The sequence below is a fragment of the Pantoea sp. CFCC18179 genome, from assembly GCF_059412405.1.
Genome location: NZ_JBNBPM010000004.1, coordinates 117,400 through 144,373 on the forward strand (window position 1 = coordinate 117,400; position 26,974 = coordinate 144,373).

17 protein-coding genes are annotated in these 26,974 nt (G+C 54.7%); 12 read left to right on the forward strand and 5 right to left on the reverse strand.

Going from position 1 to position 26,974, the window contains the following annotated elements; translation table 11 throughout:
• The first annotated feature begins 287 nt into the window (after positions 1–287).
• Positions 288–1,637: an NCS2 family permease gene (locus ACPUC7_RS10105; RefSeq protein ID WP_343552329.1), complete on the forward strand. Its 1,350-nt coding sequence runs from the start codon at positions 288–290 to the stop codon at positions 1,635–1,637.
• A gap of 139 nt (positions 1,638–1,776) precedes the next feature.
• Positions 1,777–3,426: a Na+/H+ antiporter gene (locus ACPUC7_RS10110; RefSeq protein WP_343552328.1), complete on the forward strand. Its 1,650-nt coding sequence runs from the start codon at positions 1,777–1,779 to the stop codon at positions 3,424–3,426.
• Positions 3,427–3,540: 114 nt separating this feature from the next.
• Here ACPUC7_RS10110 and ACPUC7_RS10115 read toward each other — a convergent pair whose 3' ends face one another.
• Positions 3,541–4,443 carry a LysR family transcriptional regulator gene (locus ACPUC7_RS10115; RefSeq protein WP_494922836.1) on the reverse strand — a complete coding sequence of 301 codons (903 nt, stop codon included), beginning with the start codon at positions 4,441–4,443 and terminating at the stop codon, positions 3,541–3,543.
• 102 nt (positions 4,444–4,545) lie between these two features.
• On the opposite strand from ACPUC7_RS10115, the gene ACPUC7_RS10120 reads away from it, so the two are divergent.
• The 4 genes from ACPUC7_RS10120 to ACPUC7_RS10135 all read left to right on the forward strand — a co-directional run bounded on the left by ACPUC7_RS10120 (position 4,546) and on the right by ACPUC7_RS10135 (position 6,966).
• On the forward strand, positions 4,546–4,968 hold the full coding sequence (locus ACPUC7_RS10120) for a CidA/LrgA family protein (RefSeq protein ID WP_494922837.1): 423 nt from the start codon (positions 4,546–4,548) through the stop codon (positions 4,966–4,968).
• The gene (locus ACPUC7_RS10125) at positions 4,961–5,656 is read left to right on the forward strand and encodes an LrgB family protein (protein ID WP_343552325.1); all 696 of its coding nucleotides are present in this window, start codon (positions 4,961–4,963) and stop codon (positions 5,654–5,656) included. Before ACPUC7_RS10120 ends, ACPUC7_RS10125 begins: the two co-directional genes overlap by 8 nt.
• A gap of 81 nt (positions 5,657–5,737) precedes the next feature.
• On the forward strand, positions 5,738–6,283 hold the full coding sequence (locus ACPUC7_RS10130) for a YfaZ family outer membrane protein (RefSeq protein ID WP_494922838.1): 546 nt from the start codon (positions 5,738–5,740) through the stop codon (positions 6,281–6,283).
• A 137-nt stretch (positions 6,284–6,420) separates the two neighbouring features.
• Positions 6,421–6,966, forward strand: coding sequence for a YfaZ family outer membrane protein (locus ACPUC7_RS10135; RefSeq protein WP_494922839.1), 546 nt, complete (start codon positions 6,421–6,423; stop codon positions 6,964–6,966).
• A gap of 122 nt (positions 6,967–7,088) precedes the next feature.
• Here ACPUC7_RS10135 and actP read toward each other — a convergent pair whose 3' ends face one another.
• The 3 genes from actP to acs form a co-directional block, all read right to left on the reverse strand.
• Complete coding sequence (gene actP / locus ACPUC7_RS10140; RefSeq protein ID WP_494922840.1) at positions 7,089–8,741, reverse strand: cation/acetate symporter ActP; 1,653 nt, start codon at positions 8,739–8,741, stop codon at positions 7,089–7,091.
• On the reverse strand, positions 8,738–9,067 hold the full coding sequence (locus ACPUC7_RS10145; RefSeq protein ID WP_343552321.1) for a DUF485 domain-containing protein: 330 nt from the start codon (positions 9,065–9,067) through the stop codon (positions 8,738–8,740). The genes actP and ACPUC7_RS10145 overlap by 4 nt, the downstream gene beginning before the upstream one ends.
• A gap of 146 nt (positions 9,068–9,213) precedes the next feature.
• Positions 9,214–11,169 (reverse strand): acetate--CoA ligase, encoded by a 1,956-nt coding sequence (gene acs, locus ACPUC7_RS10150; protein ID WP_494922841.1) that lies wholly within the window; start codon positions 11,167–11,169, stop codon positions 9,214–9,216.
• Positions 11,170–11,750: 581 nt separating this feature from the next.
• Between acs and gltP the strand changes: the two genes are divergently transcribed.
• The 6 genes from gltP (at position 11,751) to ACPUC7_RS10180 (ending at position 23,063) form a co-directional block, all read left to right on the forward strand.
• Positions 11,751–13,052, forward strand: a complete 1,302-nt coding sequence (gene gltP / locus ACPUC7_RS10155) for a glutamate/aspartate:proton symporter GltP (protein ID WP_343552319.1) — start codon at positions 11,751–11,753, stop codon at positions 13,050–13,052.
• 174 nt (positions 13,053–13,226) lie between these two features.
• Positions 13,227–13,400, forward strand: coding sequence for a type II toxin-antitoxin system HicA family toxin (locus ACPUC7_RS10160; RefSeq protein ID WP_494922842.1), 174 nt, complete (start codon positions 13,227–13,229; stop codon positions 13,398–13,400).
• Positions 13,401–13,495: 95 nt separating this feature from the next.
• Entirely contained in the window at positions 13,496–13,900 is a 405-nt protein-coding gene (locus ACPUC7_RS10165; RefSeq protein ID WP_494922843.1) for a type II toxin-antitoxin system HicB family antitoxin, read from the forward strand.
• Between the two features lie 141 nt (positions 13,901–14,041).
• Positions 14,042–14,953 carry an N-acetylmuramic acid 6-phosphate etherase gene (gene murQ, locus ACPUC7_RS10170; RefSeq protein WP_494922844.1) on the forward strand — a complete coding sequence of 304 codons (912 nt, stop codon included), beginning with the start codon at positions 14,042–14,044 and terminating at the stop codon, positions 14,951–14,953.
• Positions 14,953–16,395, forward strand: coding sequence for a PTS N-acetylmuramic acid transporter subunit IIBC (gene murP, locus ACPUC7_RS10175; RefSeq protein ID WP_494922845.1), 1,443 nt, complete (start codon positions 14,953–14,955; stop codon positions 16,393–16,395). Before murQ ends, murP begins: the two co-directional genes overlap by 1 nt.
• A 572-nt stretch (positions 16,396–16,967) precedes the next feature.
• Positions 16,968–23,063, forward strand: coding sequence for an autotransporter outer membrane beta-barrel domain-containing protein (locus ACPUC7_RS10180; RefSeq protein ID WP_494922846.1), 6,096 nt, complete (start codon positions 16,968–16,970; stop codon positions 23,061–23,063).
• 103 nt (positions 23,064–23,166) lie between these two features.
• On the opposite strand, the gene ACPUC7_RS10185 is transcribed toward ACPUC7_RS10180, so the two are convergent.
• The gene (locus tag ACPUC7_RS10185) at positions 23,167–26,934 is read right to left on the reverse strand and encodes an Ig-like domain-containing protein (protein WP_494922847.1); all 3,768 of its coding nucleotides are present in this window, start codon (positions 26,932–26,934) and stop codon (positions 23,167–23,169) included.
• Positions 26,935–26,974 lie beyond the last annotated feature (40 nt).

A 26,974-nucleotide genomic window follows, 5' to 3' on the forward strand; every position in this document is an offset into this window, starting at 1 on the left:
ATTTATGGTGACCAAATAACCCTAAACCAGAGCGCATCATCGCATTTATGCGCGCCTAAAACACAGCGTCCCTGGATTTGTCCTGCTCTACCCACGATTAGTAGTTGAAAACCCCATGCCAAACGCCAGATAATCGTTTGCCTTTTTTCCGCGCCCCTTTTTACGGATCGGAATACGCGGCGACGTAAACGTTTGCCTGGATTTTCAGCTTGAAAAACCGCCATCAGGGATCGGCAAAGGTGCGCCGTGCGGCGACTCACATCACAAAAAAATATTGAGGAATAACTATGTCTGGCGAATCGCGCCCGGCCAGTGGAAAACTGGACGCCTGGTTCAACATTTCAGCACGCGGCAGCAGCGTGCGTCAGGAAGTCTTAGCGGGCTTAACCACGTTTTTGGCGATGGTCTACTCGGTGATCGTGGTGCCCGGCATGTTGGGCAAAGCCGGCTTCTCACCGACGGCGGTATTCGTTGCCACCTGTTTGGTCGCCAGCTTTGGCTCAATCATCATGGGCTTGTGGGCCAACCTGCCGATGGCCATTGGTTGCGCTATCTCGCTGACTGCCTTCACCGCTTTCAGTTTGGTGCTCGGTCAGCACATCAGCGTGCCAGTAGCGCTGGGCGCGGTGTTCCTAATGGGCTTGTTGTTCACGCTGATTTCGGTCACCGGCATTCGTGCGTGGATACTCCGCAACTTGCCGATGGGCGTGGCGCACGGCACCGGCGTCGGTATCGGCCTGTTCCTGCTGCTGATTGCCGCAGACGGCATTGGCCTGGTGGTGAAGAATCCTGCGCCGGGCTTGCCGGTGGCGTTGGGCCACTTCGTCTCCTTCCCGGTGATCATGTCGCTGATTGGTCTGGCCGCCATTTTCGGTTTGGAAAAACGTCGCGTACCGGGCGGTATTCTGCTGACCATTATTGCGATTTCGGTTCTCGGGCTGATTTTCGATCCGGCCGTGACTTACCAAGGCTTGTTCGCCATGCCGAGCCTGAAAGATGCCAACGGTCAATCGGCGATGTTTAGCCTCGATATCATGGGCGCGTTGCAACCCGTAGTGCTGCCAAGCGTATTGGCGTTAGTGATGACCGCGGTATTTGATGCTACCGGCACCATTCGCGCGGTCGCGGGTCAGGCAAATCTGCTGGATAAAGATGGCCAGATCATCAACGGCGGACGCGCATTAACCACCGATTCGGTTAGCAGCATCTTCGCCGGTCTGGTGGGCGCATCGCCTGCGGCGGTGTATATCGAATCGGCGGCGGGTACCGCGGCGGGCGGCAAAACCGGTTTGACGGCGATTGTGGTCGGTTTGCTGTTCCTGGTGATTCTGTTTATGTCACCGCTGGCCTATTTGGTTCCTGCTTACGCCACCGCGCCTGCGCTGATGTACGTTGGATTGCTGATGTTGAGCAACGTCGCCAAAATCGACTTCAATGATTTCGTCGATGCGATGTCCGGTTTGCTGACCGCAGTGTTCATCGTGCTGACCTGCAACATCGTCACCGGCATCATGCTGGGCTTCGCTTCGCTGGTGATCGGTCGCCTGTTTGCTGGTGAATGGCGCAAGCTGAATATTGGCACCGTGGTGATTGCTGTGGCGTTAGTGGCGTTCTACGCGGGTGGCTGGGCCATCTAACGGCAAAGTGGATTAATCCCCAGATTTTTCTCTTTCTTGCTCTCGCCGCACATCGGGTTGCCCCGCTGTGCGGCGTTTTGTTTTACACTTTCCAGCGCAACAACATCGCTTTAATGAAAATGATTCGCCTAAGGAAAGCATGGAAATCTTCTTTACTATTCTCATCATGACGCTGGTGGTTTCCCTCTCCAGCGTGGCGGCACGTATTCTGCCGTTTCAAATTCCGCTGCCGCTGGTGCAAATTGCCGCCGGTGCGCTCCTCGCCTTACCGGTCTTCGGCTTGCATGTCGATTTTGATCCCGAACTGTTCCTCGTGCTGTTCATTCCGCCGCTGCTGTTTGCGGACGGCTGGAAAACGCCGATTAACGAGTTCCTGCATCACGGGCGTGAAATCATCGGGCTGGCGCTAGTGCTGGTGCTGATGACCGTGGTCGGCATTGGCTACCTGATTTACTGGCTGGTGCCGGGTATTCCGTTGATTCCTGCCTTTGCGCTGGCGGCGGTGCTGTCGCCCACCGATGCCGTGGCGTTGTCCGGTATCGTCGGGGAAGGTCGCATCCCGAAAAAAATCATGTCGATTGTGCAGGGCGAAGCTCTGATGAACGACGCTTCCGGTCTGGTATCGCTGAAGTTTGCCGTCGCAGTAGCGATGGGCACCATGGTATTTACCTGGGGCGGCGCCAGCGTCGAGTTCCTCAAAGTGGCGGTCGGCGGTTTGGTTGCCGGTGTGGCGATTTGCTGGCTGTACGGCCGCTCGCTGCGTTTGCTGAGCCGCTGGAGTGGTGATGATCCGGCGACACAAACCGTGTTGCTGCTGCTGTTGCCATTCGCTTCCTATCTGATTGCCGAACACCTTGGCGTGTCGGGCATCCTCGCTGCCGTGGCTGCCGGTATGACCATCACCCGTTCTGGCATTATCCGCCAGGCTCCGTTGGCGATGCGTTTGCGCGCGAATAGCGTGTGGCAGATGCTGGAATTTGTCTTCAACGGCATGGTGTTCCTGATGCTGGGCCTGCAACTGCCGGGCATTCTCGAAACCTCTGTCGCGCAGGCGAATGCCGATCCCAACGTTGAGCTGTGGATGCTGTTTACCGACGTGGTGCTAGTGTATGCCGCGTTGATGGTGGTGCGCTTCGGCTGGTTGTGGATCATGAAACGCATCAGCCAGCGCTTCCTGAAAAACAAGCCGCTGGAGTTCTCTAACTATTCGCTGCGTGAACTGCTGATTGCTTCTTTCGCTGGCGTGCGTGGGGCGATTACGCTGGCCGGTGTGCTGTCGATTCCGCTGTTCCTGAGCAATGGCGACGCCTTCCCGGCGCGTTATGAGCTGATTTTCATCGCCACCGGCGTGATTCTGCTGTCGTTGCTGGTCGGTGTGGTACTGCTGCCCATCCTGCTGCGTGATGTTGAAAAGATTGATAAAACCGGTCACCGCCGCGAGATTCAATTTGCGCGCGCGGCGATGGCGGGCGTGGCGATTGAAAGCCTGCACAAGATGGAACAGCGGCTGGAAACCGATACCGAAGAGAACATCGATCCGGAGTTGCTGAAGGAAGTGAGCCTGCGGGTGATTGGCAATTTACGTCGCCGTGCGGAAGGTAAAAATGATATCGAGCAGGCGCAGTTTGCCGAAAATCTGGAGCGTCGTTTCCGCCTGAATGCATTGCGTGCTGAACGTGCCGAGGTGTATCACCTGCGCGCGACCCAGGAAATTTCCAACGAAACCATGCAGAAGCTGCTGCACGATCTCGATCTGCTTGAAGCCTTGCTGATCGAGAAGGAAGAATAATCCTTTATGGGCGTCCCAACGGGCGCCCTTGCTTCAACGCACTCAACCTTCGTAGGGTCGCCATTTATAGTGACCGGAAAAGCGCTACAGAAGCCTTCTTGTCTCCATCACATCTTACACCGACAGCCGCGGCGCCTGATCCGGCCAATACTCACGACAACACTCAATCCACGCCTGCGCGCTGCGCGACAAGTAACTGCCTTCCCGCCAAATCAAGCCTAAACTCCATTGCAGCTCCGCCTCCAGCGGCAGCCACAGCAGCGATTGCTTATCCAGACGCTGACAAATCGGTTCAGGCAGAATCGCCAGCCCCATTCCCGCTTGCACCATCGCCGCCAGAAAATCCCACTGCGCGCTGCGCAACGCAATGTTGGGCGTCAGATGCAGGCGCTGAAAGGCTTTCATGATCTGACGATTAAGCGCGAACTCTTCATTGAGGATCAGCAGCGGATGTTGCGCCAATTCCGGCAAACCGACCTGCGTATGCTCGAGCCACATCTCGTTGCGCGGCAGCAGCACGCAAAGCGGATGGTGCATCAACTCCAGCGTATTCAGCGGCAATTCGGCATCGATCGGCAAGGCGGTGAGGGCGATATCCAATGCGCCGCTCAGCACCGCTTGCTGCGCCGTCAAACCGCCATATTCGGCAATTTTCAGCTGTACACCGGGATAGCGACGACGAAAGGCGGAGATCGACCCGGCAATCTGCATGCCGACCATTGGCGGAATGCCCAGGCGCAACTCGCCGGTTTTCAATTGGTTGATATCGCCGAGCTGTGCTTCGAGCTGATGAAATTCCTGCAAAATCGCCAATCCGCGCTGATAAACCGCCTGGCCGCTGTCCGTCAGATGCAGCTTGCGTCCTTCGCGCAGCAGCAAGGTGCAACCGAGCTCCTCCTCCAACTGACGCAGCATTTTGCTGATGGTCGGTTGCGTCACGTAGAGTTTTTCCGCCGCGCGGGTGAAGCTTTGTTGTCGCACCACTTCGGTGAAGTAGCGCAGCGCACGCACGTCCATAATCATTCCTTTTTGGCATAGTTTGAATGATTTTAATTCATTTCTTTCACAGTTTGGCGCGGATTTATACTAAGCCCTGAATTTATTACTGGGGAACAGGAAATGATGGCATTAAGTCCGCGCAGAACGGATCTGCTACAACGGGTATCGATTCCACTGCAACTGGTGTTGTACGTCGGGTTATTTATTTTTAGTGGCGAGCTGGTGAACTGGCTGCATTTGCCGCTGCCTGCCAATGTGGTTGGCATGGTGTTGTTGCTGCTGTTGATTATGACTGGCGTGGTGCCGCTGCGCTGGGTCAAAGCCGGTGCAAACTGGCTGCTGGCCGAAATGCTGCTGTTCTTTATTCCGGCGGTGGTGGCGGTGGTGAATTACAGCGATTTGCTGCGCGCTGAAGGTTGGCGCATCTGCGTGGTGATTGCGGTGAGCACGCTGCTGGTGCTGGCGTCCACTGCGCTGGTGGTGGATAAATTGTATCGCTTCGAACTGGCGCGCGCGGCACGTAAGCAGGCTGCTCATGAATGATTTACTGATAAGCCTGCTGTGTCTGGCGTTCACGTTGCTGATCTACTACATCAACAAAATGCTCTATCGCCGCTGGCGCACGCTGCTGTTGATGCCGTTGGTGTTAACGCCGTTGGTGCTGGTAGCACTGCTGCTGTGTACCCATGTCAGTTGGAAAAACTACATCGCGGAAAGTCACTGGCTGATTTGGTTGCTCGGTCCGGCGACGCTGGCGTTTGCCGTGCCAGTGTATGAAAACCTTGAAATCATTAAACGCCATTGGCTGTCGCTGAGCGTCGGCGTGCTGACCGCGACGCTGGTAGCGGTGTGCAGTTCAGTGTGGCTGGCGCGTTTACTGACCTTGCCAGAAAGCATTCAACGCAGTCTGGCGGTACGCTCGATCACCACGCCGTTTGCGTTGGCCGCGGCACAACCGATTGGCGGCCAGCCGGATTTAGTGGCCCTATTTGTGGTAATCACCGGCGTGTTTGGCATGGCGGTCGGCGACGTGCTGTTTCTGCGCCTCGCCATTAAACAAGGTGTGGCAAAAGGCGCTGGTTTTGGCGCGGCTTCGCATGGTGCCGGCACTGCGCGCGCTTACCAAATCGGTCAGCAAGAAGGCGTGGTGTCGAGTTTGGTGATGATGCTGTCTGGTGTGGTCACGGTGATTCTGGCGCCCTTGCTAAGCCACTTGCTGTGGGTGTCTTAACGCTGTTTTTGAGTCTGGACTCATAGCTGTGTGTTATCGCTTTGCTTACTGTTTGCGCACGCAAATAACAAGGAAGCGAGAATGAAAAAGTTCTACTTAGCATGTGGCCTAATGCTGGCTACCTCCGGGATTAATGCTGCTGAGCTCGGCATTAAAGGCAGCAGCGATTTTTTTTCTGCCGCCATCAATAGTGATAGAACCGCGTTAGGCGTGCAATTCGGCGCAGAGTATGTGAAGGGCGAGCAGCAGACGCAATTTATGGTTGCCAATGTCGGATATGGCGCGGCATTCGGGGCATTGCGCGTGGTGCCACGTGTTGGCGCGTTCTGGGCCGATCTGGATAATAATCATTCCTACAGCAGTGGCTTAAACGCTGGCGTACGTTTAATGGCGCCGTTACCCAAAGCGGGCGCAACTTGGTTGTACATCGATTACAGCCTGGCTCCAGACTTCGCCACTTATCATTTACATCATTTGCATCAGTTAGAGGCGGGCGTTTATTACCAACCAGCCCACTGGCTAACATTAAGTAGCGGCTACCGTTATTTATCGACCGATGGCAAATACGGGCAAAATGACCAACGTCTGATCGATGGCTTATTCATCGGTGCCGCCTGGCGTTTCTGATGCTCTAAACGGTCGTAACCGGCCGTTTTCCCCGCTGTAACCCATTTTTACGTAAAGCTTTCCAAATAAAGTTGTCTCAATTTGTCAGGCTGTTAACCTTGCCGCCGAATTAATTGTCCTTCATGGAGTGGAATCACATGTTTAAGCAACTTGTTACTGGAAGTGTATTGGGTCTGGCCCTGCTGAGCAGCGGCGCACAGGCAATCGAGGGCAGTGTTGACGTGGGTGAGCGCAGCACCAACCTGAACCTTGGTCTCGGAACCACTTCGCCTGGCTTGTTCCTGAAAGGCAACTGGCTGCGTAGCGATCACGATGGCAGCACTTATGGTTTGGGTCTGGGCTACAACATTGATGTCGGTGATTTCCGCATCGCGCCAACCGCGAAAGCGCTGTTCACCCATCCGGAAGATGGTAAAGATGGCTTCGGCGTTGCTGTGGGTGCCGGTGCGCAATATAACTTCAACAGCATGTGGGGCTTGTACGGCGAATACTACTACGCGCCAGAAGCGTTCTCTGATCACCTCGATAGCTATAAAGAAGCGTCAGGTGGCCTGAGCTTCACCCCGATTTCACTGCTCAACCTGCGCGTGGGTTATCAGTACATCGAACTGAACAACAAAGGCAGCCGCAAAGATAACGTACTGGTCGATGGCCCGTATGTTGGTGCGTCACTGCGTTTCTAATGGTTTGATTAGCATGAAAAAGGGCGACCAATTAGGTCGCCCTTTTTGTTAGGGTGCGGCTTGTCCCTCATCCCGGCCTTCTCCCACAAGTGGGAGAAGGGTAGGGGCAGCCCGCACAATCCCTAATGCGATTTACCCTGTGAAATCCCAATCCCGGTCTGCGAACGAATAAACTGCCCACGGAAGCGAGCGCGTTCCTGCGCACCGCGCGCGGAATGATCGGTAATCGAGAACAGCCAGATACCAATAAACGCCGCCAGCATGGAGAACAGCGCCGGATACTCATACGGATAAATCGGTTTCTCGTGCCCTAATACCTGCACCCAAATCGTCGGGCCAAGAATCATCAGCACCACCGCCGTAATCAATCCCAGCCAGCCGCCAATCATGGCGCCACGCGTGGTGAGTTTCGACCAGTACATCGACAGCAGAATAATCGGGAAGTTACAGCTGGCCGCAATGGAGAACGCCAGGCCCACCATGAAGGCAATGTTCTGCTTCTCGAACAAAATCCCTAAGCCAATCGCCACCGCACCTAGCACCAGCACGGTGATTTTCGAGATGCGTAACTCCTCGCGCTCGGTCGCCTGACCTTTGCGGATCACGCTGGCATACAAATCGTGCGACACCGCCGAAGCCCCGGCCAGCGTCAAACCGGCTACTACCGCCAGAATCGTGGCGAAGGCCACCGCCGAGATAAAGCCGAGGAACAAGCTGCCACCCACCGCATTTGCCAGATGCACCGCCGCCATATTGGTGCCGCCGAGCAGCGCGCCAGTGGCATCTTTAAATGCCGGATTAGCGCCAACCAGCAGAATCGCGCCGAAGCCAATAATAAAGGTCAGGAAGTAGAAGTAGCCCATAAAGCCGGTGGCCCAGAACACGCTTTTACGTGCTTCGCGCGCATCCGCTACGGTAAAGAAGCGCATCAAAATATGCGGCAAACCGGCGGTACCAAACATCAAACCGAGGCCAAGCGACAGCGCCGATATCGGATCTTTTACCAGCCCGCCTGGCTGCATAATCGCCGCGCCTTTGGGATGGACTGCTATCGCTTCGGTGAACAGCGTGTTGAAGCTGAAGCCCACGGTTTTCATCACCATGATCGCCATGAAGCTGGCACCAAACAGCAGCAGCACCGCTTTGATGATCTGCACCCAGGTGGTGGCTAACATGCCGCCAAACAGCACGTACAGCACCATCAAAATCCCGACCATCACCACCGCGACATGGTAATCGAGGCCGAACAGCAACTGGATCAATTTGCCCGCGCCGACCATCTGCGCGATCAGATACAGCGCCACCACCACCAACGATCCGCAGGCCGACAGCGTACGAATCGGCTTCTGTTCCAGCCGATAGGAAGCCACATCGGCGAAGGTGTAACGTCCCAGATTACGCAGACGTTCCGCAATCAAAAACAGAATCATCGGCCAGCCGACAAGGAAGCCGAGCGAGTAAATCAGCCCGTCATATCCTGAGGTGTAAACCAGCGCAGAAATACCGAGGAACGAGGCCGCCGACATGAAATCACCGGCAATCGCCAATCCGTTTTGGAAACCGGTGATATTGCCGCCCGCCGTGTAGTAATCGCTGCGAGAACGGGTTCGTTTGGAGGCCCAATAGGTGATGCCTAATGTTGCAGCAACGAACACCACGAACATAATGATGGCTTCATAGTTGGTGGCCTGGCGCTGCACCGCGCCGGTAATCGCATCGGCGGCGAACACACTGGCGGGCACCACCGCGAGGAAAATCGACAGCAGGCGCTTCATGATTTCACCTCGCTCAGAACCTGTTTGGTCAGGCGATCAAATTCGCCGTTGGCGCGCCACACGTAAATGCCGGTCAACACGAACGACACCACAATCAAACCGACGCCAATCGGAATACCGCGCGTCACGTTGGTACCGGCATGCAACGGCGTACCGAGCCAACCCGGCGCAAAGGCGATCAGCAAAATAAAGCCGACGTACAGCACCAGCATGATCGCGCTGAGCAGCAACGCAAACGCCTGGCGCTTGTGCACCAATTCCTGATAGCGCGGATTGCTCTCGATTTGTTGCCAGACAGCTTCCTGTTGGTTCAGGGTTTCGTTCATCACATTTTCTCCAGAGGCAAGGCGGCCAGCATACTCACGATTAAATGATTTAACTGGCTGAATATTCTAGTTTTATAAGTTGTGCGAACTCAGAACTACTTGGCATATAAGGGCGGCCAAATGGCCGCCCTTACAACAGAAGCCGATTACGGCATGGTGATGGACTGTTTCTCCTCCAGCAATTTCTCTACCACGCCCGGATCGGCCAGCGTAGAGGTATCGCCGAGATTGCTGGTATCGCCAGCGGCAATTTTGCGCAGAATGCGGCGCATGATCTTGCCGGAGCGGGTTTTCGGCAGCGAATCGGTCCAGTGCAACACATCCGGCGTGGCAATCGGGCCGATCTCTTTACGCACCCAATTACGGACTTCGGTGTACAGCTCTGGCGACGGCTCTTCGCCGTGGTTCAGCGTGATATAGGCGTAAATCGCCTGGCCTTTGATGCTGTGCGGAATGCCCACCACCGCGGCTTCGGCAATCTTCGGATGCGACACCAGCGCCGATTCAATCTCGGCGGTGCCGAGGCGGTGGCCGGAAACGTTCAGCACGTCATCGACGCGGCCGGTGATCCAGTAATAACCATCTTCATCACGGCGTGCGCCGTCGCCACTGAAGTAGCGGTTTTTGAAGGTGGAGAAGTAGGTTTGCTCGAAGCGATCGTGATCGCCATACAGCGTACGTGCCTGGCCCGGCCACGAATCGACGATCACCAGGTTGCCTTCAGTTGCGCCGTCCAACGCATTGCCTTCGTTATCGACTAATGCCGGCTGCACGCCAAAGAACGGCTTGGTAGCGGAACCGGCTTTCAGCTCAGTCGCGCCCGGCAATGGTGTGATCATGAATCCGCCGGTTTCGGTTTGCCACCAGGTATCGACAATCGGGCAGCGGCCATCGCCAATCTTGTTGTAATACCATTCCCACGCTTCCGGGTTAATCGGCTCGCCGACCGAACCCATGATGCGCAAGCTGCTACGATCGGTTCCTTCAATCGCTTTATCGCCTTCGGCCATCAAGGCACGAATCGCGGTTGGCGCGGTATACAGTAACGTAACCTTATGTTTATCAACCACTTCCGCCATGCGGCTGGGTTTCGGCCAGTTCGGCACGCCTTCAAACATCAGCGTGGTAGCGCCGCACGCCAGTGGACCGTAAATCAGATAGCTGTGGCCGGTGATCCAACCGACATCGGCGGTGCACCAGTAGACATCATCTGGATGATAATCAAACACATACTTAAAGGTGCTGGCGGCATACACCAGATAACCGCCGGTGGTGTGCAGCACGCCTTTCGGTTTGCCGGTGGAACCGGAGGTATAAAGGATAAACAGCGGATGTTCGGCATCGACGGCGACAGGCTCATGCTGATCGCTGGCCTTCGCCACTAAATCGTGCCACCACAAATCGCGGCCTTCGCGCCAGCCGGTATCTTTGCCGGTGCGCTTGAACACCACCACGTTTTTCACTGTGGTGACGTTGGGATTGTTCAGGGCATCATCAACGTTTTTCTTCAGCGGAATGCTGCGACCGGCGCGCACGCCTTCGTCAGCGGTGATGATCAATTTGGCGTTGGAATCCACTACGCGACCGGCGACCGCTTCCGGTGAGAAGCCGCCGAAAATCACTGAGTGCACCGCGCCAATGCGCGCGCAGGCCAGCATCGCCACCGCCGCTTCCGGCACCATTGGCATATAGATGGCAACCACGTCGCCTTTCTTCACGCCCAGGCTACCGAGTACGTTAGCGAAGCGGCACACGTCGCCATGCAGCTCGCGGAAAGTAATGGTTTTGCTTTCGCTGGCGTCGTCGCCTTCCCAAATAATGGCGGGATGATCGCCACGCGTCGCCAGATGGCGATCAAGGCAGTTGGCGGCGAGATTCAGCGCGCCGTCTTCATACCAGCGAATTGAAATATTGCCGGGGGCAAAGGAGGTGTTTTTCACTTTGCTATAAGGTTTAATCCAGTCGAGGATTTTGCCTTGTTCACCCCAAAAGGTGTCGGGATCGTCAACCGATTGTTGGTACAGCGCCGCATACTGATCGGCATTTATCAGGGCATTCGCTGCGATGGCAGCGGGTACGGGATGCTTGTGTATTTGGCTCATGGCTGACCTCCTTGAAGATGTTAATCATATGTCAATCAAAGGTTAATTGAAGCGCGTTCAAAAGCTTTGTTTCTGTTTTGTAGTCTGGATCACGACCTTTTAGCCAGCCATAAAATGGCTGAATCGCTTCTGACAAATGCATCCATAAATACAGCCAATTCTGCTGTTAATTCGCCAGCATGCCGGGATTGCTGTGCAAAAATCCAGCAAACGCACCCGGCCAGTTTTTACCCACTAATGCATAGCTATGCGGAAACTTATCGAATTAACACTTTTCATAACAGCGAGTTATAGCCGTTAACTCACCTCAGCATTTTATGCTACTAACCTGAATAAGATTTGCGCTATCCCGCCGGGGGTTGCATTTACCGTAGTGAAAATGGTACTTATCTCGGCCCTGTTCAGCAGGTATCAACTCAGATTGCATCATTTCGCAGGCGCAAAATGCTGGCACGGCAAGAAATGAAAGCAATCAACAATAACCCTCTATTTTATCGGGCTTTTGCTCACTTCCCTGTGTGACATTTCTTCTGCACCTTCGCAGCAGAGCAAGGGGTTTTTGACTTGAGGAAATAAGCGTTATGAAAGGTTTTAAGTTCACCCTCGCATGGCAGATTTTGCTAGCGCTGATTTTGGGCGTCATCGTGGGAACTGTGCTGCATAATCAGCCAGACGATCGTGAATGGTTAATCACTAACATTCTGACGCCAGCTGGTGACATCTTCATTCATCTGATCAAAATGATTGTGGTGCCGATTGTCATTTCTTCGTTGATTGTCGGCATTGCTGGCGTTGGCGATGCGAAAAAGCTCGGCCGTATTGGTGTCAAAACCATCATTTATTTTGAAGTGATCACCACCCTTGCCATTGTGGTCGGCATTACGCTGGCCAACGTATTCCAACCCGGCAGCGGCATTGATATGTCAACGCTGGCAACGGTGGACATCTCTAAATACGAAGCCACTACCGAAGCGGTGCAGGGTGCGCCTCACGGTCTGGTCACCACCATTTTGTCGCTGATCCCGCAGAACATCTTTGCCTCGCTGGTGAAGGGCGACATGCTGCCGATTATCTTCTTCTCGGTGCTGTTTGGTATGGGCCTGTCGGCGTTGCCGAAGGAACATCGCGATCCGCTAGTAACGGTGTTCCGTTCGATTTCCGAAACCATGTTTAAAGTGACGCACATGATCATGCGTTATGCGCCAGTCGGCGTGTTTGCGCTGATTGCGGTCACTATCGCCAACTTCGGTTTTGCTTCGCTCTATCCGCTCGCCAAGCTGGTGCTGCTGGTGTACGTGGCGATCCTGTTCTTTGCGTTCGTGGTACTTGGTGCAGTAGCGCGCTTCTGTAAGCTGCGCATTACTACGCTGATGCGCATTCTGAAAGACGAGCTGATTCTTGCCTATTCGACGTCCAGTTCCGAAACCGTGCTGCCACGCATCATGCAGAAAATGGAAGCCTACGGCGCACCGAAAGCCATCACCAGCTTCGTGGTGCCAACCGGTTATTCGTTCAACCTCGACGGTTCAACACTGTACCAAAGCATCGCGGCGATCTTTATCGCACAGTTGTACGGCATCGACCTGTCGCTGACCGATGAAATCATTCTGGTGCTGACGCTGATGGTGACGTCGAAAGGCATCGCTGGCGTACCGGGCGTCTCCTTCGTGGTGCTGCTGGCAACGCTGGGCAGCGTGGGTATTCCGCTGGAAGGTTTGGCGTTCATCGCCGGTGTCGATCGCATCATGGACATGGCGCGTACCGCCTTGAACGTGATCGGCAACGCGTTGGCCGTATTGGTGATTGCGCGCTGGGAAGACCAGTTCGACACCAAACAAGCCGCCGCATACGAGCTGCAAATGCGTACGCAAAGCGCCAGTTAATCTTAGGCGCTTAATCTGATCAAACCCGCTTCGGCGGGTTTTTTTATGCCCGCTGCGGACAGTTCTTATGTCTTCCTCATCAAGAACACGCTGTAATCTACACCCACTATAACCACCATTTGTTGTTTTGTGTGGTTATAGTGGGTATGATTCGGGTGATTCAGGGAGGGTATTTTGACTAGTGCTGAACTCATTAAGCTCCTGGAGAAAAATGGGTGGGTGAGGAAAAGGGTGAAAGGAAGTCACCACATTTTTAAAAAGAGTGGCATTAGCTATGCAATTGCAGTCCCTCATCCCACTAAAGACATGTCAACAGGGACGTTAAATACAATACTTAAACAAATGTGATGGCAGGCGCGCGCGGCGCGCCTGAATTTCGGATAGTCATTTCTTAAGTGCTTTGCACGCAATAGGAACCCAGCTAAAGCTGGTGGGGGTTACAAATGAGATTTCCCATTTATATTCACAAAACTGAGAGTGGCACTTACTCCGGATTTGTACCTGACGTGATCGGGTGCTACTTCGCTGGCGATACTTTTGCGAACACCATTCAGGATGCAGCAGAAGCGATAGATGCTCATGTTGAGTTTACTGTCGATGAAGGTGGCTCCATTCCGCAGGCTAAATCCTTCGATGATTATCTTGATCATGAAGATTGTCAGGGAGGCGCATGGGCTTATGTGGATGTCGATCTCAGCAAGTATGAAGGGAAGGCTGTGAAGTTAAACATCACCATTGCCCAGAATTTGTTAGCGCGCATTGATCGCTACGTCGAGAAGCATCGGGAGTATGGTTCAAGGAGTGGATTCTTAGCCGAGTTAGCGCGCAGGGAATTAGCCAAATCATAAACCGCATCATCAAACCATAAGCCTGCTTGTGCAGGCTTTTTTGTGCCGGTCAGTCAGCAAAAATCATTCTCACTGGAGTAATTAACAATTCCATATACTATATGGTTTTTAGAATAAATAATTCCATAGCAGGAGCATGCCATGAACATCGATCTTAGCCAGATGATCACCGAAGGTCGTAATCCCGCCAGTCAGAACATTGATGAACTCGCCACTGAAGCGATGCTGCGTGTGATTAATGATGAAGACAAAAAAGTGGCGCTGGCGGTGGAAGCCATCGTGCCACAGATTGCGCAGGTGGTGGATGCCATCACGGCGGCCTTCTGCCAGGGCGGACGTCTGATCTATTGCGGCGCAGGCACTTCAGGCCGTTTAGGGATTCTCGATGCCAGCGAATGCCCGCCGACTTTTGGCACGCCGCGCACGCAAGTGGTGGGTTTGATCGCTGGCGGCCATACCGCGATTCTGCAAGCGGTGGAGAACGCCGAAGATAACGTCGAACAGGGCGCGCAGGATCTGCGTGATATCGGCTTCAATGGCAACGATGTGTTGGTGGGGATTGCCGCCAGCGGGCGCACACCGTACGTGCTCGGCGCGCTGGCCTACGCACGCCAGCAGGGCGCGTTTACTGCGGCGTTAACCTGCAATCCCAACAGTCCGATGTCGCAAGCGGCGGATGTGGCGCTCACGCCGGTGGTCGGCCCGGAAGTGGTCACCGGCTCATCACGCATGAAAGCCGGTACTGCGCAGAAGCTGGTGCTGAATATGATCACCACCGGCGCGATGATTCGCAGCGGCAAGGTGTATGGCAATCTAATGGTGGATGTTGAAGCCACCAATCAGAAGCTGGTGCAGCGCCAAATCAACATCGTGAAACAAGCCACCGAATGTGATGATGCCACGGCGCAGCAAGCGCTTTCCTCATGTGGCGGACATTGCAAAACCGCGATTGTGATGGTGCTGGCAGGTTTAGATGCCGCCGAGGCGAAATCCCTGCTGAACCAGAATAAAGGCTTTATTCGTCAGGCATTACGCGATGCAGGAGCACAATAATGGCCGCCATCACCGAAGGATTGCTGCGCGATATCCTGCACGCGGTGGGAGGCGCGCGCAACGTGGTGCAGTGCGGTAACTGCATGACGCGCCTGCGTTTGACGTTAGCGGATGCCACGCAGGTGGATAGCGCGAAACTGAAAACCTTACCTGGCGTGCTCGGTGTGATCGACAGCGATGCGCAATTGCAGATCGTGCTCGGTCCCGGCAAAGCGCAAACGGCGGCAGAGAAAATGCAGCTGCTGCTTAACGATGGCGATCAACCGCCAGCGCCACGCGATTTGCACAGCATTGCCAGCGCGCAGAAGCAGCAGATGAAGGCGAAACAAACCAGCGGATTGCATCGTTTTCTCTCCTGCTTCGCCACCATTTTTACCCCGCTGATCCCCGGTTTTATCGGTGCCGGTTTGTTGCTGGGGTTTGCCACCTTGATCGAGCAGATCTTCCACCTTAATCAACCCGGCGATCACGCGCGTTGGCTGCTGGACACCGTGGCGTACATGAAAGTGTTCGGCAAGGGGCTGTTCACCTTCTTGAGTATTTTGATCGGCTATAACGCGCAGAAAGCCTTTGGCGGCACCGGCGTCAATGGCGCGATTATCGCATCGTTGTTTGTGCTGGGTTACGTGCCCAAAGCCACCGTCGGCTATTACAGCGGCATGGAAGATTTCTTTGGCATGGCGATCGATCCGCGCGGCAATATTATCGGCGTGTTATTGGCGGCGATATTTGGCGCGTGGATTGAGAAACAGCTGCGCAAAATTATTCCCGATAATCTCGATATGATCCTGACATCGTTGCTGACGTTATTAATTACCGGCGCGGTGACTTTCATGGTGATTATGCCGATTGGCGGCGAATTATTTAAAGGCATGTCGTGGTTGTTCATTCATCTCAATAATAATCCGTTTGGCTGCGCCATTTTGGCCGGATTATTTTTAATCGCGGTGATGTTCGGTATTCATCAGGGCTTTATTCCGGTCTATTTCGCGCTGATGGAAACGCAGGGCTTTAATTCGCTGTTCCCAATTTTGGCGATGGCCGGAGCCGGGCAGGTCGGCGCGTCGCTGGCGTTATGGTGTAAAGCCGATAAACATTCGCTGCTGCGTCAACAGATTAAAGGCGCGATTGTGCCGGGCCTGTTGGGCGTGGGTGAACCGCTGATTTATGGCGTCACGCTGCCGCGCCTTAAGCCGTTTATTACTGCGTGTTGTGGCGGCGCACTCGGTGGTTTCTTTATCGGACTGGTGGCGTGGCTGGGACTGCCAGTGGGGATGAATACCGTGTTTGGTCCATCGGGATTAGTCACCTTGCCGCTGATGACTTCTTCACAGGGCATCTTCGCGGGCATGGCGGTGTATCTCGCCGGGCTGATTGTGGCGTGGGTTGGCGGTTTCGCCTTTACCTGGTGGGGCGGCACGCGCGGCGTTGATTTAAGTTAGCCGCAACGGTTTTCGTAGGGTCGCCATTGATGGCGACTTGGGCGTCGGTGCCGCGTTTTTAGGTCACCATAAATGGCGACCCTACGAAATTCCGCTGCGCCCGGGTTAGAACCATTTATGGTCTGCTAAAGTGTGATTGATGTCACATTTTTTGCATAAGCCGTATCGCTTAGCTTGGTACTGAGGCTTTTCACGTTAATGGGCCATCTGTAAGTAAAGCGTTAGGAAAAAATAAAGGGTTTATTAACGAGATACAAAGCTAGCACTTAACTTAACGCTGGCCTTTATTTATTTTGAATATCCATCCCGCATCGCATTTATTTCTCCAATATGACAATAGGTTAGCGATAATTCCCTTTTGCGTCTTGTAGCAAAAAAGTCTATACCTAAGCCCAACAATAAAATGCGATAACAACAGTTCCATTCCTTTTTCGCTGCACCGTACTTTCTTCACACAGGCTTCAAATAAATTGCTTACCGGGATGGGTGTAATTGCTGCCGTTTTATCCCCTCGCGATGAATTTAACGCTGTTGGCTAACAGCGTGGACGCTTTACGCCCATTGGAGGAAGTATGAGGTTCAGATTAAATCCGATCGCTTTGAGTATTTCTGCTGCACTTGCGCTGTTTTATCCGTCAATCAATGTTCAAGCGGTAACGTTGGGCAATTACACACCACAAGCCAATGACAATCAGGTCGGCGCGCAGCCAAACAGCGTTAACGGTGTTGGCAGCACAGAAACGCTGACCGGCAGTGCCACCTCAATTGCGCCCGGAACCGATGGCGCCGTCACCACCACCTTAGGCCAAGTCGCGATCACCTCCGGCGCGGAATTCCTCAATCAAACCCGACTCGATCCCGGCCCGCAAAACTTTGCCATCGCAGTTCCCGATCCGACCACTGGCGGCAACACCACCTTCCAGGTGTACAACTCGGCCAGTTTGGTGGCGCAGGCTCCGGTGACATCCAGCACCAGCGTGCCGGATATCCAAAATGTCAATGGCGACCAATATATCGATGCGCGCATCGCCAATGTCACCAACGGCGGCACGCTTAACGTCAATATCGGCCAGGCTAACGCTAACAGCAGCGCCACCAGCAACAGCTGGAGTATGGCGGCCAAGCAAACCACCTTGTTCCAGGTGAACAGCGCGAGCACGTTGAACTGGGATTCCAACAACCGCATCAACTTCTTTGGCAGTGTGGCACAGGCCAATGGCGCGACGGCCACGCAAACTTATCAGGTGCAGAGCGTCGCCACTTACAACGGCAGTTTTAGCGTGCAAACGCTGGATGGTAAAAGCAACAGTTTCACGGTCACCAACGCCAGCCAGTTGCAGACGTATAACAACTGGCTGATTAGTCAACTGCAAGCCGGTAATCTCAGCACCAGCAACTACCTGACAGAGTTCAATAAAGCGGTCAGCGTCAGCAATCAAAATATCGTTTACAACGTCAGCGCTACGCCGCCTGATGAAGTGACGCAGCCGATTGGCAATCGCATCGTGGTCAATGCCGATGGCGCAGGTTCAACGGTGCACCTGGCAGCCGGAAAAACGCTGGAAGTGAACGGCGCAACCGGCGGCGCGGTGAAAGCCTCCAACGGCGCGCAAGCGGTGATTGATGGCAAACTTGCCAGCCGTGGCAGCGCAGCTAACAGCGGCACCGCGCTGGTATTAGCGGATGGCAGCAGCGGCAGCACCAGCACCACCGGCGTGATAAATGGCGGCTTCCTTAATCGTGTGGATGGCACCGGCATTGGTTCAACCGGTTACGGTGCCAATGGCGTGCTGGTACAAAGCGGCAGTACCTTCGACAACAACGGCATCGTCAACTTCGCCACCACCGGAAGCAACACGCCATTTGGCGTCGCCGGAATTCGCCTCGATGACGGCGCCAGCGCCAATAACCACGGCAATATCAACGTCGGTGTAAACGGATCCAGCGCACGCGGCACCGCATCGGGCGTGTTGCTGACTGCTGATAACGCGAACTTCAACAACAGTTCGGGCGGCCAGATTTACATTGGACGCGGCCCGCAAAACAGCCTGACCGATAATGTTGCTGATACCGCGATGAACCAAAGCGGCTTAACCAGCGGCATCGCGCTGGTCGCCAACGGCACGGCAACCAATGAGGGCAATATTACCATTGGTTCAAGAGTGCAAAACGCGGCGGGGATGTCGGCGGCCGGCGTTAATGGCGGCACCTTGATCAACGCCGGTACTATTGATGTCAACGGCGCGGCGGCCAGCATTCCGCGCGAGAACGTCGGCATGTTAGTAACCAACAGCAGCGGCATGATCAATAACGCAGGCACCATCAATCTTAACGGTGTGAATGGTACCGGCTTAAAAGTATTGGCAACCAATGGCGGCACCGCCTCCGCTAATTCTACCGGCACGATTAACGTGGCAGGCGGCGCCGATCCTGCCAGCGGCACGCGTAACTTTGGCGTGTGGGTGGAAGGCCAGGGCAACGGCACTGCTACCGCCACCATTGATGGCCCGGTAAATCTCAGCGGCAATGGCGCAATTGGCGTGCACGCGCGCGGTAACGCCACGGTGAATGTGGCGCAAGACGCCATTCCGAGTTTCACCTCCGGCAGCAACCAAATCGCCTTCTTCGCCTTTGGCCCGAATGCGCGCATCAACGTGGCGGGCAACAATCCGTTTGACGTCACCACCACCAACTCCACGCTGTTCCGCGTTGAGCAGGGCGCGGATTTTAATGGCAGCAACTTGTCGCTCACTGCCTCTGGCGCGGGTTCGACCGCAGTGAATGGCAGCGGCGGTGCTGGTACTGAAGTGTTTACCCGCAACGCCACACTGAATGTCAGCGGCGCGGGCGCCACCGGCGTCAACATTGAAGGCGGCGCCAGCGGCACCATTGATGCCGCCACCAATATCAATCTCACCGGCAATAACGCGATTGGCGCGATTGTCGATGGGCAGAAGCATGCGTTATCTGGTGCCAACAGCGGCGCGCCGGTCAGCAGTACCACGCTCAATTCCGCAGCGGCACTAAACTCTTCGCAAAGCGGCTTGATCGGCTATCTGGCGCGTAACCGAGCGCAGTTGACCAATAGCGGTGATATCAATTTCAGCGGCGCGAATGCGACGGGCATCCGCGTTGAGAGCGGCGCAACCGGCACCAACAGCGGCAATATCACAATTAACGACGGCGGCACCGGCATTGTGGTCAACAGCAATGGGAGCACTGCGGCGACCACCGCTAACAACAGCGGCAACATCAATGTTAATGGCGGCAGCACTGCCAGCCGCAGCCGCGGCGTTAGTGCCAGCGGGAATCGCGCGGTGGCGAATCTCAATAATGGCACCACGCTCAACCTGAACGGCACTGGCGCGATTGGCGCTGAAGCGTTGAACGGTGCGCTGGTGAATGTCGGCAACAGTGCAACGCCGGTGTTTAATAACAGCGATCAAATTGCGTTTCACGCCGCGGGCAGCGGCTCGCGCATCAGTTCGGCGGCCAACGCGTTAGACATCAATAGCAATGGTTCAACCGGCTATCGCATTGATGATGGCGCCGCGCTGAGCTTCACCAATCCGACCACCTTGACCTCCAGCGCCAGCAACAGCACCGGGGCAATTATCTCCGGCAGCGGCAGCAGCCTGAACAGTCGTAACGCCAACTTCACCGCCAGCGGCCAGGGCAGCACGGCGATCCGTGCCGAAGGCGGCGCCAACGCCACGCTCGATAGTGGCAGCAGCATCAACCTCAGCGGTAGCAATGCGGTCGGCGTGCTGGTGAATAATCTGCGCACCGATCTGAGCAATGCGCTGGATGGCAGTTCCGCCGCCACCAGCGTCACCAGCAACGGTAACGTCAACGGAGCAGGCAGCGGCGCGATCGGTTTTGACGTCACCAACGGCGCTAATCTGGTGAATAACGGCGCGGTGAATCTTACCGGCAGTAATAACATCGGTATCCGTTCGCGCGCCGGTAGCACGCTCACTAACAATGGCACGGTGAATGTCGCCAATGGCACTGGGCTGGACGTCTCTGGCAACGGCAGCACGCTGGCAAAAGGCGGCGCGATCAACGTCGATAACGGCGTTGCGGGCGTGCGCATCAGTGATGGCGCACAGCTGGCGTTGACCGGCAGCGATACGGTGATCACCACGCGTGGCAATGCGCACGGCATTTTGCTGGATAGCGGCGCATCGGCGTTAAGCGCCAGTGATGCCACCATCAATGTGCTTGGCAGCGGCAACGGCATTGAAAACCGCGCTGAACTGAGCAACGTCGGCCTGAGTAATCTCACCATCAACGTTGGCGACGGCAACGGTATTCGTACCGCCGTGCCGTTCGATCCGGCTTCCACCGTGACCACCAATGTGTCGGGCAGCGGCACTGGTTTGAACATTGCTAATGCCGATGGCAGCACCACCAACGGTAATTTAACTCTCGGTTCCGGCTATCAGTTTAACGTTACTGGCGCAGGCGGCACCGGCATCCGCGCCAATACCACTGGCAATGTGACTACCGCCGCCAACGTGAATATCGACAACGCAGCGGGTGGTTCGGCGCTGGTATCCAGCACCGCAGGCACCATCGTGAATACCGGTACGTTCACTTCCAACAGCTTGACCGCGCCGGTGGTGGATTTGCGCGGCGGCAAAACGGTGTTCGAGAACTTTGGCAACATCATCACTGCTAATCCACAAACCGTGGCGGTAGCGGGCAGCAATGCTGATGATGAAATCCTGCTGACCGAAGGCGAAGTGCAGGGCGACATCAATCCCGGCGGCGGTTCGGATACTTTCCGCTGGACCGGTGGCACGCTCAACGGCAGCCTGACGATGGGCAATGACAACAACAATTCGGCGTTGGTGAGCAATGTCGATCTCGGCACCACTTACCATCTCACCAGCGGAAGCGGCACCGGCAATACCTTAACCTTCAATCAAATCAATTATCGCGGCGGCAGCTTCAGCGCCGACGATCTCAGTAAAGGCGTCAACCTCGGCAGCGGCTGGAGCACCATCAACTTCACCAATACGCAATGGACCTTAACCGACAACCTGCAACTGGCGCACAGCACCGTCAACGTGGATGCCAACTCCACATTGTTCGCCGGTGATAATGTGCATCCCACCTTGTCGGGCGGCACCGCGGATTCGCTGGTGGTGAACAACGCCGGTACGCTGGATCTCACCAACGGCGCGGGTTCGCCGGGCAATACGCTGGATATCAACGGCTCGCTGGCGTCGAGCGGCGGCCAGGCCAATCTGGTTACTAACCTCAACAGTGGCGGCGCGTTGAGCAATCAGTTCACTGACCACCTTAACGTCACCGGCAATGCCACAGGCACCACCTTGTTAAACGTCAATCTGGCGCAGGCCAGCACTGGCGCGCTGACCGATCTCAATCGCAACGGCGGCGTGGAAGGCAATGAGGGGATTTCACTGGCGCAGGTTGGCGGCAATGCCAGCGCCAATAGCTTCGCGCTGAAAGATGGCTATCTCGCTGCGGGGCCGTGGCAGTACCGGCTTTACACCTTTGCGCCGGGCAGCAGCGATCCGAATCAGCGTTTAGTCAGCGGCAGTGGCAACAATTACTGGGATTATCGTCTGGCGAATTACTACGTTTGCGAGAATAGCGCCGATTGCCAGCCAACCTTTGTCACAGATGCGTTTGGCACGCCGCACAGCTACGATTCGCGTCCAGCGGTGGTGCCGCAAGTACCGTCTTACGTTTCTGCACCGGTTGGTTTGGCTTATTACACTGCGGCGATTATCGACGATCTGCATAAGCGTCTCGGCGAACTGCGCCATGAGCAAACGCGGCCAGAAGGCGACGGTGGCGAGATGTTCGTGCGCTATATCGGTTCGAACCTCAAGTACAAAACCGATCAAAGCTTCCGCGATTATGGCTATGACTTCGACCTCGATTACAGCGCGGTGCAGGTCGGCGGTAATTTGCTGCGTCTGGATGGCGAAAAAGACAGCCTGCGCGGTGGCTTAGCTTACACGCGCGGTAACACGCGCATCCGCCCGCACGCCGCCGACGGTTACAGCAGCACCACCTTCGACAGTGACAGCCTGGCGTTGTACGGTACCTGGCAGCGCCAGAGCGGTTTCTATCTGGATGGCGTGTTGTCGTTTGACTGGCATCGCGGCGAAACCGATACCGCGCGTACTCAAGAAGTGGCGAAGTTGAAAGCGCACGGCTGGACGGCATCGCTGGAGAGCGGCTATCCGTTTGAATTGGGTGATGGCTACAAACTCGAACCGCAGGCGCAGTTGATGTACATGAAGTTGAATATGAACGACTTCACCGATGAAGATGGCAACAAAGTGCGTTATGGCGATTACAAGCAAACCATCGGCCGCCTTGGCGCGCGTCTTGATCGTACCTGGACAGATGACAGCAATCGCCAATACACGCCGTATCTGCGCGCCAACTATTACAAAGGTTGGGGCGGTACGGCGAGCACCAACGTGTCTTCGGTGGATAATCCGGCGTTTGGCGGCACCTTCAACAGCGGGCATTTTGGTCAGATGTGGGAAGTGGGCGCGGGCGGCACGGCGACCTTGCAGAAGGATGTGTCGCTGTACGCGGAAGCTGATTATCGTAAAGAGATCGATGGCAACGGTGCCAAAGGTTGGCGCTATAACGTCGGTGTCCGTTGGCAGTTCTAATAATTTGTAATGTCGCCATTTATGGTGACCGCTGAAATACAGGCATAAAAAAACGGATGGTTTGCACCATCCGTTTTGCATTACATCATGGCTTACTCAGACGTTAGATTGCCTGATACTGCTCGTCTTGCAGGTTTGCAGCCGCAACGGTGCTGGTTGCAATACCTGAAGTGGTGGTTACAGAAAGATCCGCCTGAGAGAGATTCAGGCTAACCGGCTGTGCTTCTGCTTCAACCTCTTTATCCAGCAAGGTTTCTTGCGCATCGCCCAGCAAATCTGCACCCAAGATATCAAACAGGTTGATCTCCTCGTTTTTGCTAGCAGGCGCAGGTTCACCGATCTGGAAGGTAAACACTTCGCTATCGACACCGTTCACACGGGCAATCACGCTGTATTCGCCATCTTCAAAGCGGCTGTCCACTTCGAGATACCATTTACCGTCGATGGTTGCGCCAGTGAAGCCCAGTGAGCGGCCATCGGTGGTCAGCAATTGCACGGTGGCATCTGGCGCTGCTTTGCCATACAGCACGATGCTGTTGTCGTTGATTGGATCACCGCCAGAAGGCTGCGAGTTATCGTAATCAAAGTAGCGGCCGGTGATGGAGTCGATAGAGACAATATCGGCGTTTGCATCCGCTTCAACGGTGAATTCGCGAGCAAACAGACCTTCTTTGTACTCTCCTTTCACAGTAATGCTGTGCGCGCCATTGGCGAGAGCCAACTGGAACGACCAGGTGCCATCTTGCGCTGTCAGCACGCTACCCACCAACTGACCGTTGTCGTAGATTTCCAGCACGATGTTCTGAGCAGCCAGACCGCGCAGTAGTGGCGTTGCATCATTGGTCACTTCTTGATGACCAATAAACGCTTCACCAGTTACATCGTTATAAGCACCAAAGGTGATGTTGTACTCTTCCGGACTCGCCAGCGAGAAGATCAATTTCGGACCAGTCGCACCATTGGCACTGGATGCCACGACTTCGTGACCACCCGCGACCAACGGTTCAGTGGTCTGGAAGCTCCAGCGACCATTTTGATCGGCCAACGCGCTACCGACGATGTTGCCATCAATCGCAATGGTCACCAGAGAACCGGCTTGTGCAACACCATTAAATACCGGCGTATTGTCAAAAATGTTGGCGTTATAAGCGAAGCTTTCAATGCCGCCATACTCGCTGATACCACCGAGCACTACCGGCGCGGCAACTTGAGTCGCAATGACTTCGAAATTGAAACCTGCGCTAGCATTACTGCTGCCTTCACCAACGGTAATCACGTGATTACCCAGCGAGAGCGCCGTGGCAGGTTTAAATGTCCATCCACCATCACGATCAGACATGGTTGAACCGATTTCCTGGCCGTTATCGAAGATGTGCACTAGAGAGTTGGCAGGAGCGCGACCATGCAAACGTGGTTGGTTATCATCAGTCTGACTGTTTTCTTTCAGTACGCCGGTATTGAAGAATTCATCAACTACTTGAGTGATAACGAATGGGTTTTCTGGTTCAACTGGGACTTCTGGCGCCGTGATCACGAAATCAAACTGGGCGCTAACGTTGTCGTTGCCCACTTTCGCTACGATGCTATGCGCACCGGCTGCCAGCGGATCGGTAACGTTAAAGGTCCAGCTGCCATCACGCATACTGGTAACAACAGAACCAATCTCTTTATCGCCTTCATACAGACGAACCAGCACGCCTTTCGGGCCTTGACCGCGCAGTAATGGCGTGGTGTCCTCAGTTGAGTTGTCACCGGTTTTTTCACCAGAATTGCTGCCAACAAAGTTGATACTTACCGGAACTTTAATGGTGAAATCATACGCTTCAGTTTCGCTGCCATTGCTGCTCTTAATGACAAAACTGTGTTTACCGTTTTCCAGGTAGGCTGGATTAACCGGGGTGAACTCCCAGTAGCCAGAAGCAGACACACGACGTTCGCCGATTTTCACCCCGTTATCGAAGATCTGTACCAAACTGTTTGGCTCGGCGTTACCGATAAACCGTGGCGTATCATCATCGGTGGTTGAGTTCTTCTTAATCAGACCTCGTTGCTGGCCGGCATCATCAATGACCAACTCAATTTCTGGCACCTGCGGCTTAACAGCTTCCGGTGCCGTGATGGTGAGGGCAACAGGCGCGCTGGCGGTGCCTTGTGCAGTTTTAAAGACAAAGTTGTAGCTGCCATAGTCCAACTCTGGCGTGATGCTCCAGATACCACGAGAATCAGCCACGGTTGAGCCAACTAACTGTGCGCCGTTGTACATGTAGATCACAACATCAGCACCTGAGCGACCAGAGAAACGCGGGGTGGTATCTTGGGTGGTGTCACCAAAAATGCGCTCATTCCAGCCATTGGTGTCTTGATAAATACCCGTAACGTCAACCGGCTCAGCATCATTAGTAATGATAGTTAGCGGGAATGGCTTGGTAGCTGAACCTTCCCCGGCTTTAAATACCAGGTTGTAACTGCCCGCTGTCAGGGTTGGTGTCAGGCTCCAGCTTCCCCATGCATCAGAGGTGGTTGAACCAATCTCTTTTTCGCCATTAAACAAACGGATCACTACATTCGCGCCCGCTTTGCCGTGGAAATATGGCGTGGTGTCTTTGATGGTCGAGCCAGGTGACAGATAACGGTTGTAACCGGCTGAATCTTCCTGTGCACCCCAAATCTCGATTGGCTGCGCATCGGCTGAAGCGATGGTCAGCGCAAACGGCTTGCTGTCAGAGCCTTCACCCGCTTTGAACACCAGATTGTAGCTGCCCGCTGGCAGGGTTGGCGTCAAACTCCAGTAGCCCTGAGAATCCGCTACTGTAGAGCCAATCTCTTTATCACCGTTAAACAGGCGAATCAGCGTATTAGCACCGGCTTTGCCCATAAAGCGTGGCGTGGTGTCTTGTGTGGTTTCACCTGATTTGATCGGTTTGTAATTGTAGCGATCGGAATCATCAATCACATTGGTGATTTCGATTGGCTGAGATTCTGCCAGCGTGATGTTCAACAGGAAAGGTTGAGTGGCTACGCCTTCACCGGCCTTAAACACCAGACTATGGCTGCCCGCGCTCAGGGTTGGCGTAATGCTCCAGTTGCCCCAGGCATCAGAGGTGGTTGACGCAATAACTTTGTCGCCATCAAGCAAGCTGATCAGCGTATTCGCTGCGGCTTTACCGTCGAAGCGTGGCGTGGTGTCTTGAGTCGTGTCGCCAGAACGCAGCGTTTTTGGCACGTAAGGGTTGTTGTTATCGTAAACAAATTCAACCGTTACTGGCACTTGAGGGACTTCAGGCTCAACTGGCACTTCAGGCTCAACTGGGACTTCAGGCTCAACTGGGACTTCAGGCTCAACTGGCACTTCAGGCTCAACTGGCACTTCGGGCTCAACTGGCACTTCAGGCTCAACTGGCACTTCGGGCTCAACTGGGATTTCAGGCTCAACTGGCACTTCGGGCTCAACTGGCACTTCAGGCATTGCTGGGAAATTAATATCGTAGCTGCCAGAGATCGGGTTACCAGCACCAACAACCTGAGCAGTAAAGCTGTGCTCGCCACCGTCAAATCCCTGCGCGCTATACACCCATCTACCCGATGAATTCGCGATGACGCGGGCAATTTCTACGCCGTTGTCATAAATGATGACGCGCATATTTGGCGTTGCGCGGCCTTCGAAAACCAGGTTGTCTTGTTCAATATTTCCACCTGATTCGATCGGCGCAAGTCGGCCATTAATCGGTGAGCGGATGGTATCGATGATGGCTTCGTTAGGTTTAATTGGTACGATCGGTGGCAACGTATTGGCTGTTGCATTAGCGATGGAAGCCGTGTTGGCACTTGCTTGTGCAATGCGAGAGGTATTCTGGTTCTTAGATGTGCTCATTATTCAATCCTTTTAATTACTGTGCGTCATGTGAAATCAG

What these genes read in the sequence shown, in the direction of transcription:
- ACPUC7_RS10110 (WP_343552328.1), top strand. Translation starts at nt 1,777, where the DNA reads ATGGAAATCTTCTTTACTATTCTCATCATGACGCTGGTGGTTTCCCTC.
- ACPUC7_RS10120 (WP_494922837.1), top strand. Translation starts at nt 4,546, where the DNA reads ATGATGGCATTAAGTCCGCGCAGAACGGATCTGCTACAACGGGTATCG.
- actP (WP_494922840.1), bottom strand. Translation starts at nt 8,741, where the DNA reads ATGAAGCGCCTGCTGTCGATTTTCCTCGCGGTGGTGCCCGCCAGTGTG.
- ACPUC7_RS10135 (WP_494922839.1), top strand. Translation starts at nt 6,421, where the DNA reads ATGTTTAAGCAACTTGTTACTGGAAGTGTATTGGGTCTGGCCCTGCTG.
- murQ (WP_494922844.1), top strand. Translation starts at nt 14,042, where the DNA reads ATGAACATCGATCTTAGCCAGATGATCACCGAAGGTCGTAATCCCGCC.
- ACPUC7_RS10130 (WP_494922838.1), top strand. Translation starts at nt 5,738, where the DNA reads ATGAAAAAGTTCTACTTAGCATGTGGCCTAATGCTGGCTACCTCCGGG.
- ACPUC7_RS10115 (WP_494922836.1), bottom strand. Translation starts at nt 4,443, where the DNA reads ATGGACGTGCGTGCGCTGCGCTACTTCACCGAAGTGGTGCGACAACAA.
- ACPUC7_RS10125 (WP_343552325.1), top strand. Translation starts at nt 4,961, where the DNA reads ATGAATGATTTACTGATAAGCCTGCTGTGTCTGGCGTTCACGTTGCTG.
- gltP (WP_343552319.1), top strand. Translation starts at nt 11,751, where the DNA reads ATGAAAGGTTTTAAGTTCACCCTCGCATGGCAGATTTTGCTAGCGCTG.
- ACPUC7_RS10165 (WP_494922843.1), top strand. Translation starts at nt 13,496, where the DNA reads ATGAGATTTCCCATTTATATTCACAAAACTGAGAGTGGCACTTACTCC.
- acs (WP_494922841.1), bottom strand. Translation starts at nt 11,169, where the DNA reads ATGAGCCAAATACACAAGCATCCCGTACCCGCTGCCATCGCAGCGAAT.
- ACPUC7_RS10145 (WP_343552321.1), bottom strand. Translation starts at nt 9,067, where the DNA reads ATGAACGAAACCCTGAACCAACAGGAAGCTGTCTGGCAACAAATCGAG.
- murP (WP_494922845.1), top strand. Translation starts at nt 14,953, where the DNA reads ATGGCCGCCATCACCGAAGGATTGCTGCGCGATATCCTGCACGCGGTG.
- ACPUC7_RS10180 (WP_494922846.1), top strand. Translation starts at nt 16,968, where the DNA reads ATGAGGTTCAGATTAAATCCGATCGCTTTGAGTATTTCTGCTGCACTT.
- ACPUC7_RS10185 (WP_494922847.1), bottom strand. Translation starts at nt 26,934, where the DNA reads ATGAGCACATCTAAGAACCAGAATACCTCTCGCATTGCACAAGCAAGT.
- ACPUC7_RS10105 (WP_343552329.1), top strand. Translation starts at nt 288, where the DNA reads ATGTCTGGCGAATCGCGCCCGGCCAGTGGAAAACTGGACGCCTGGTTC.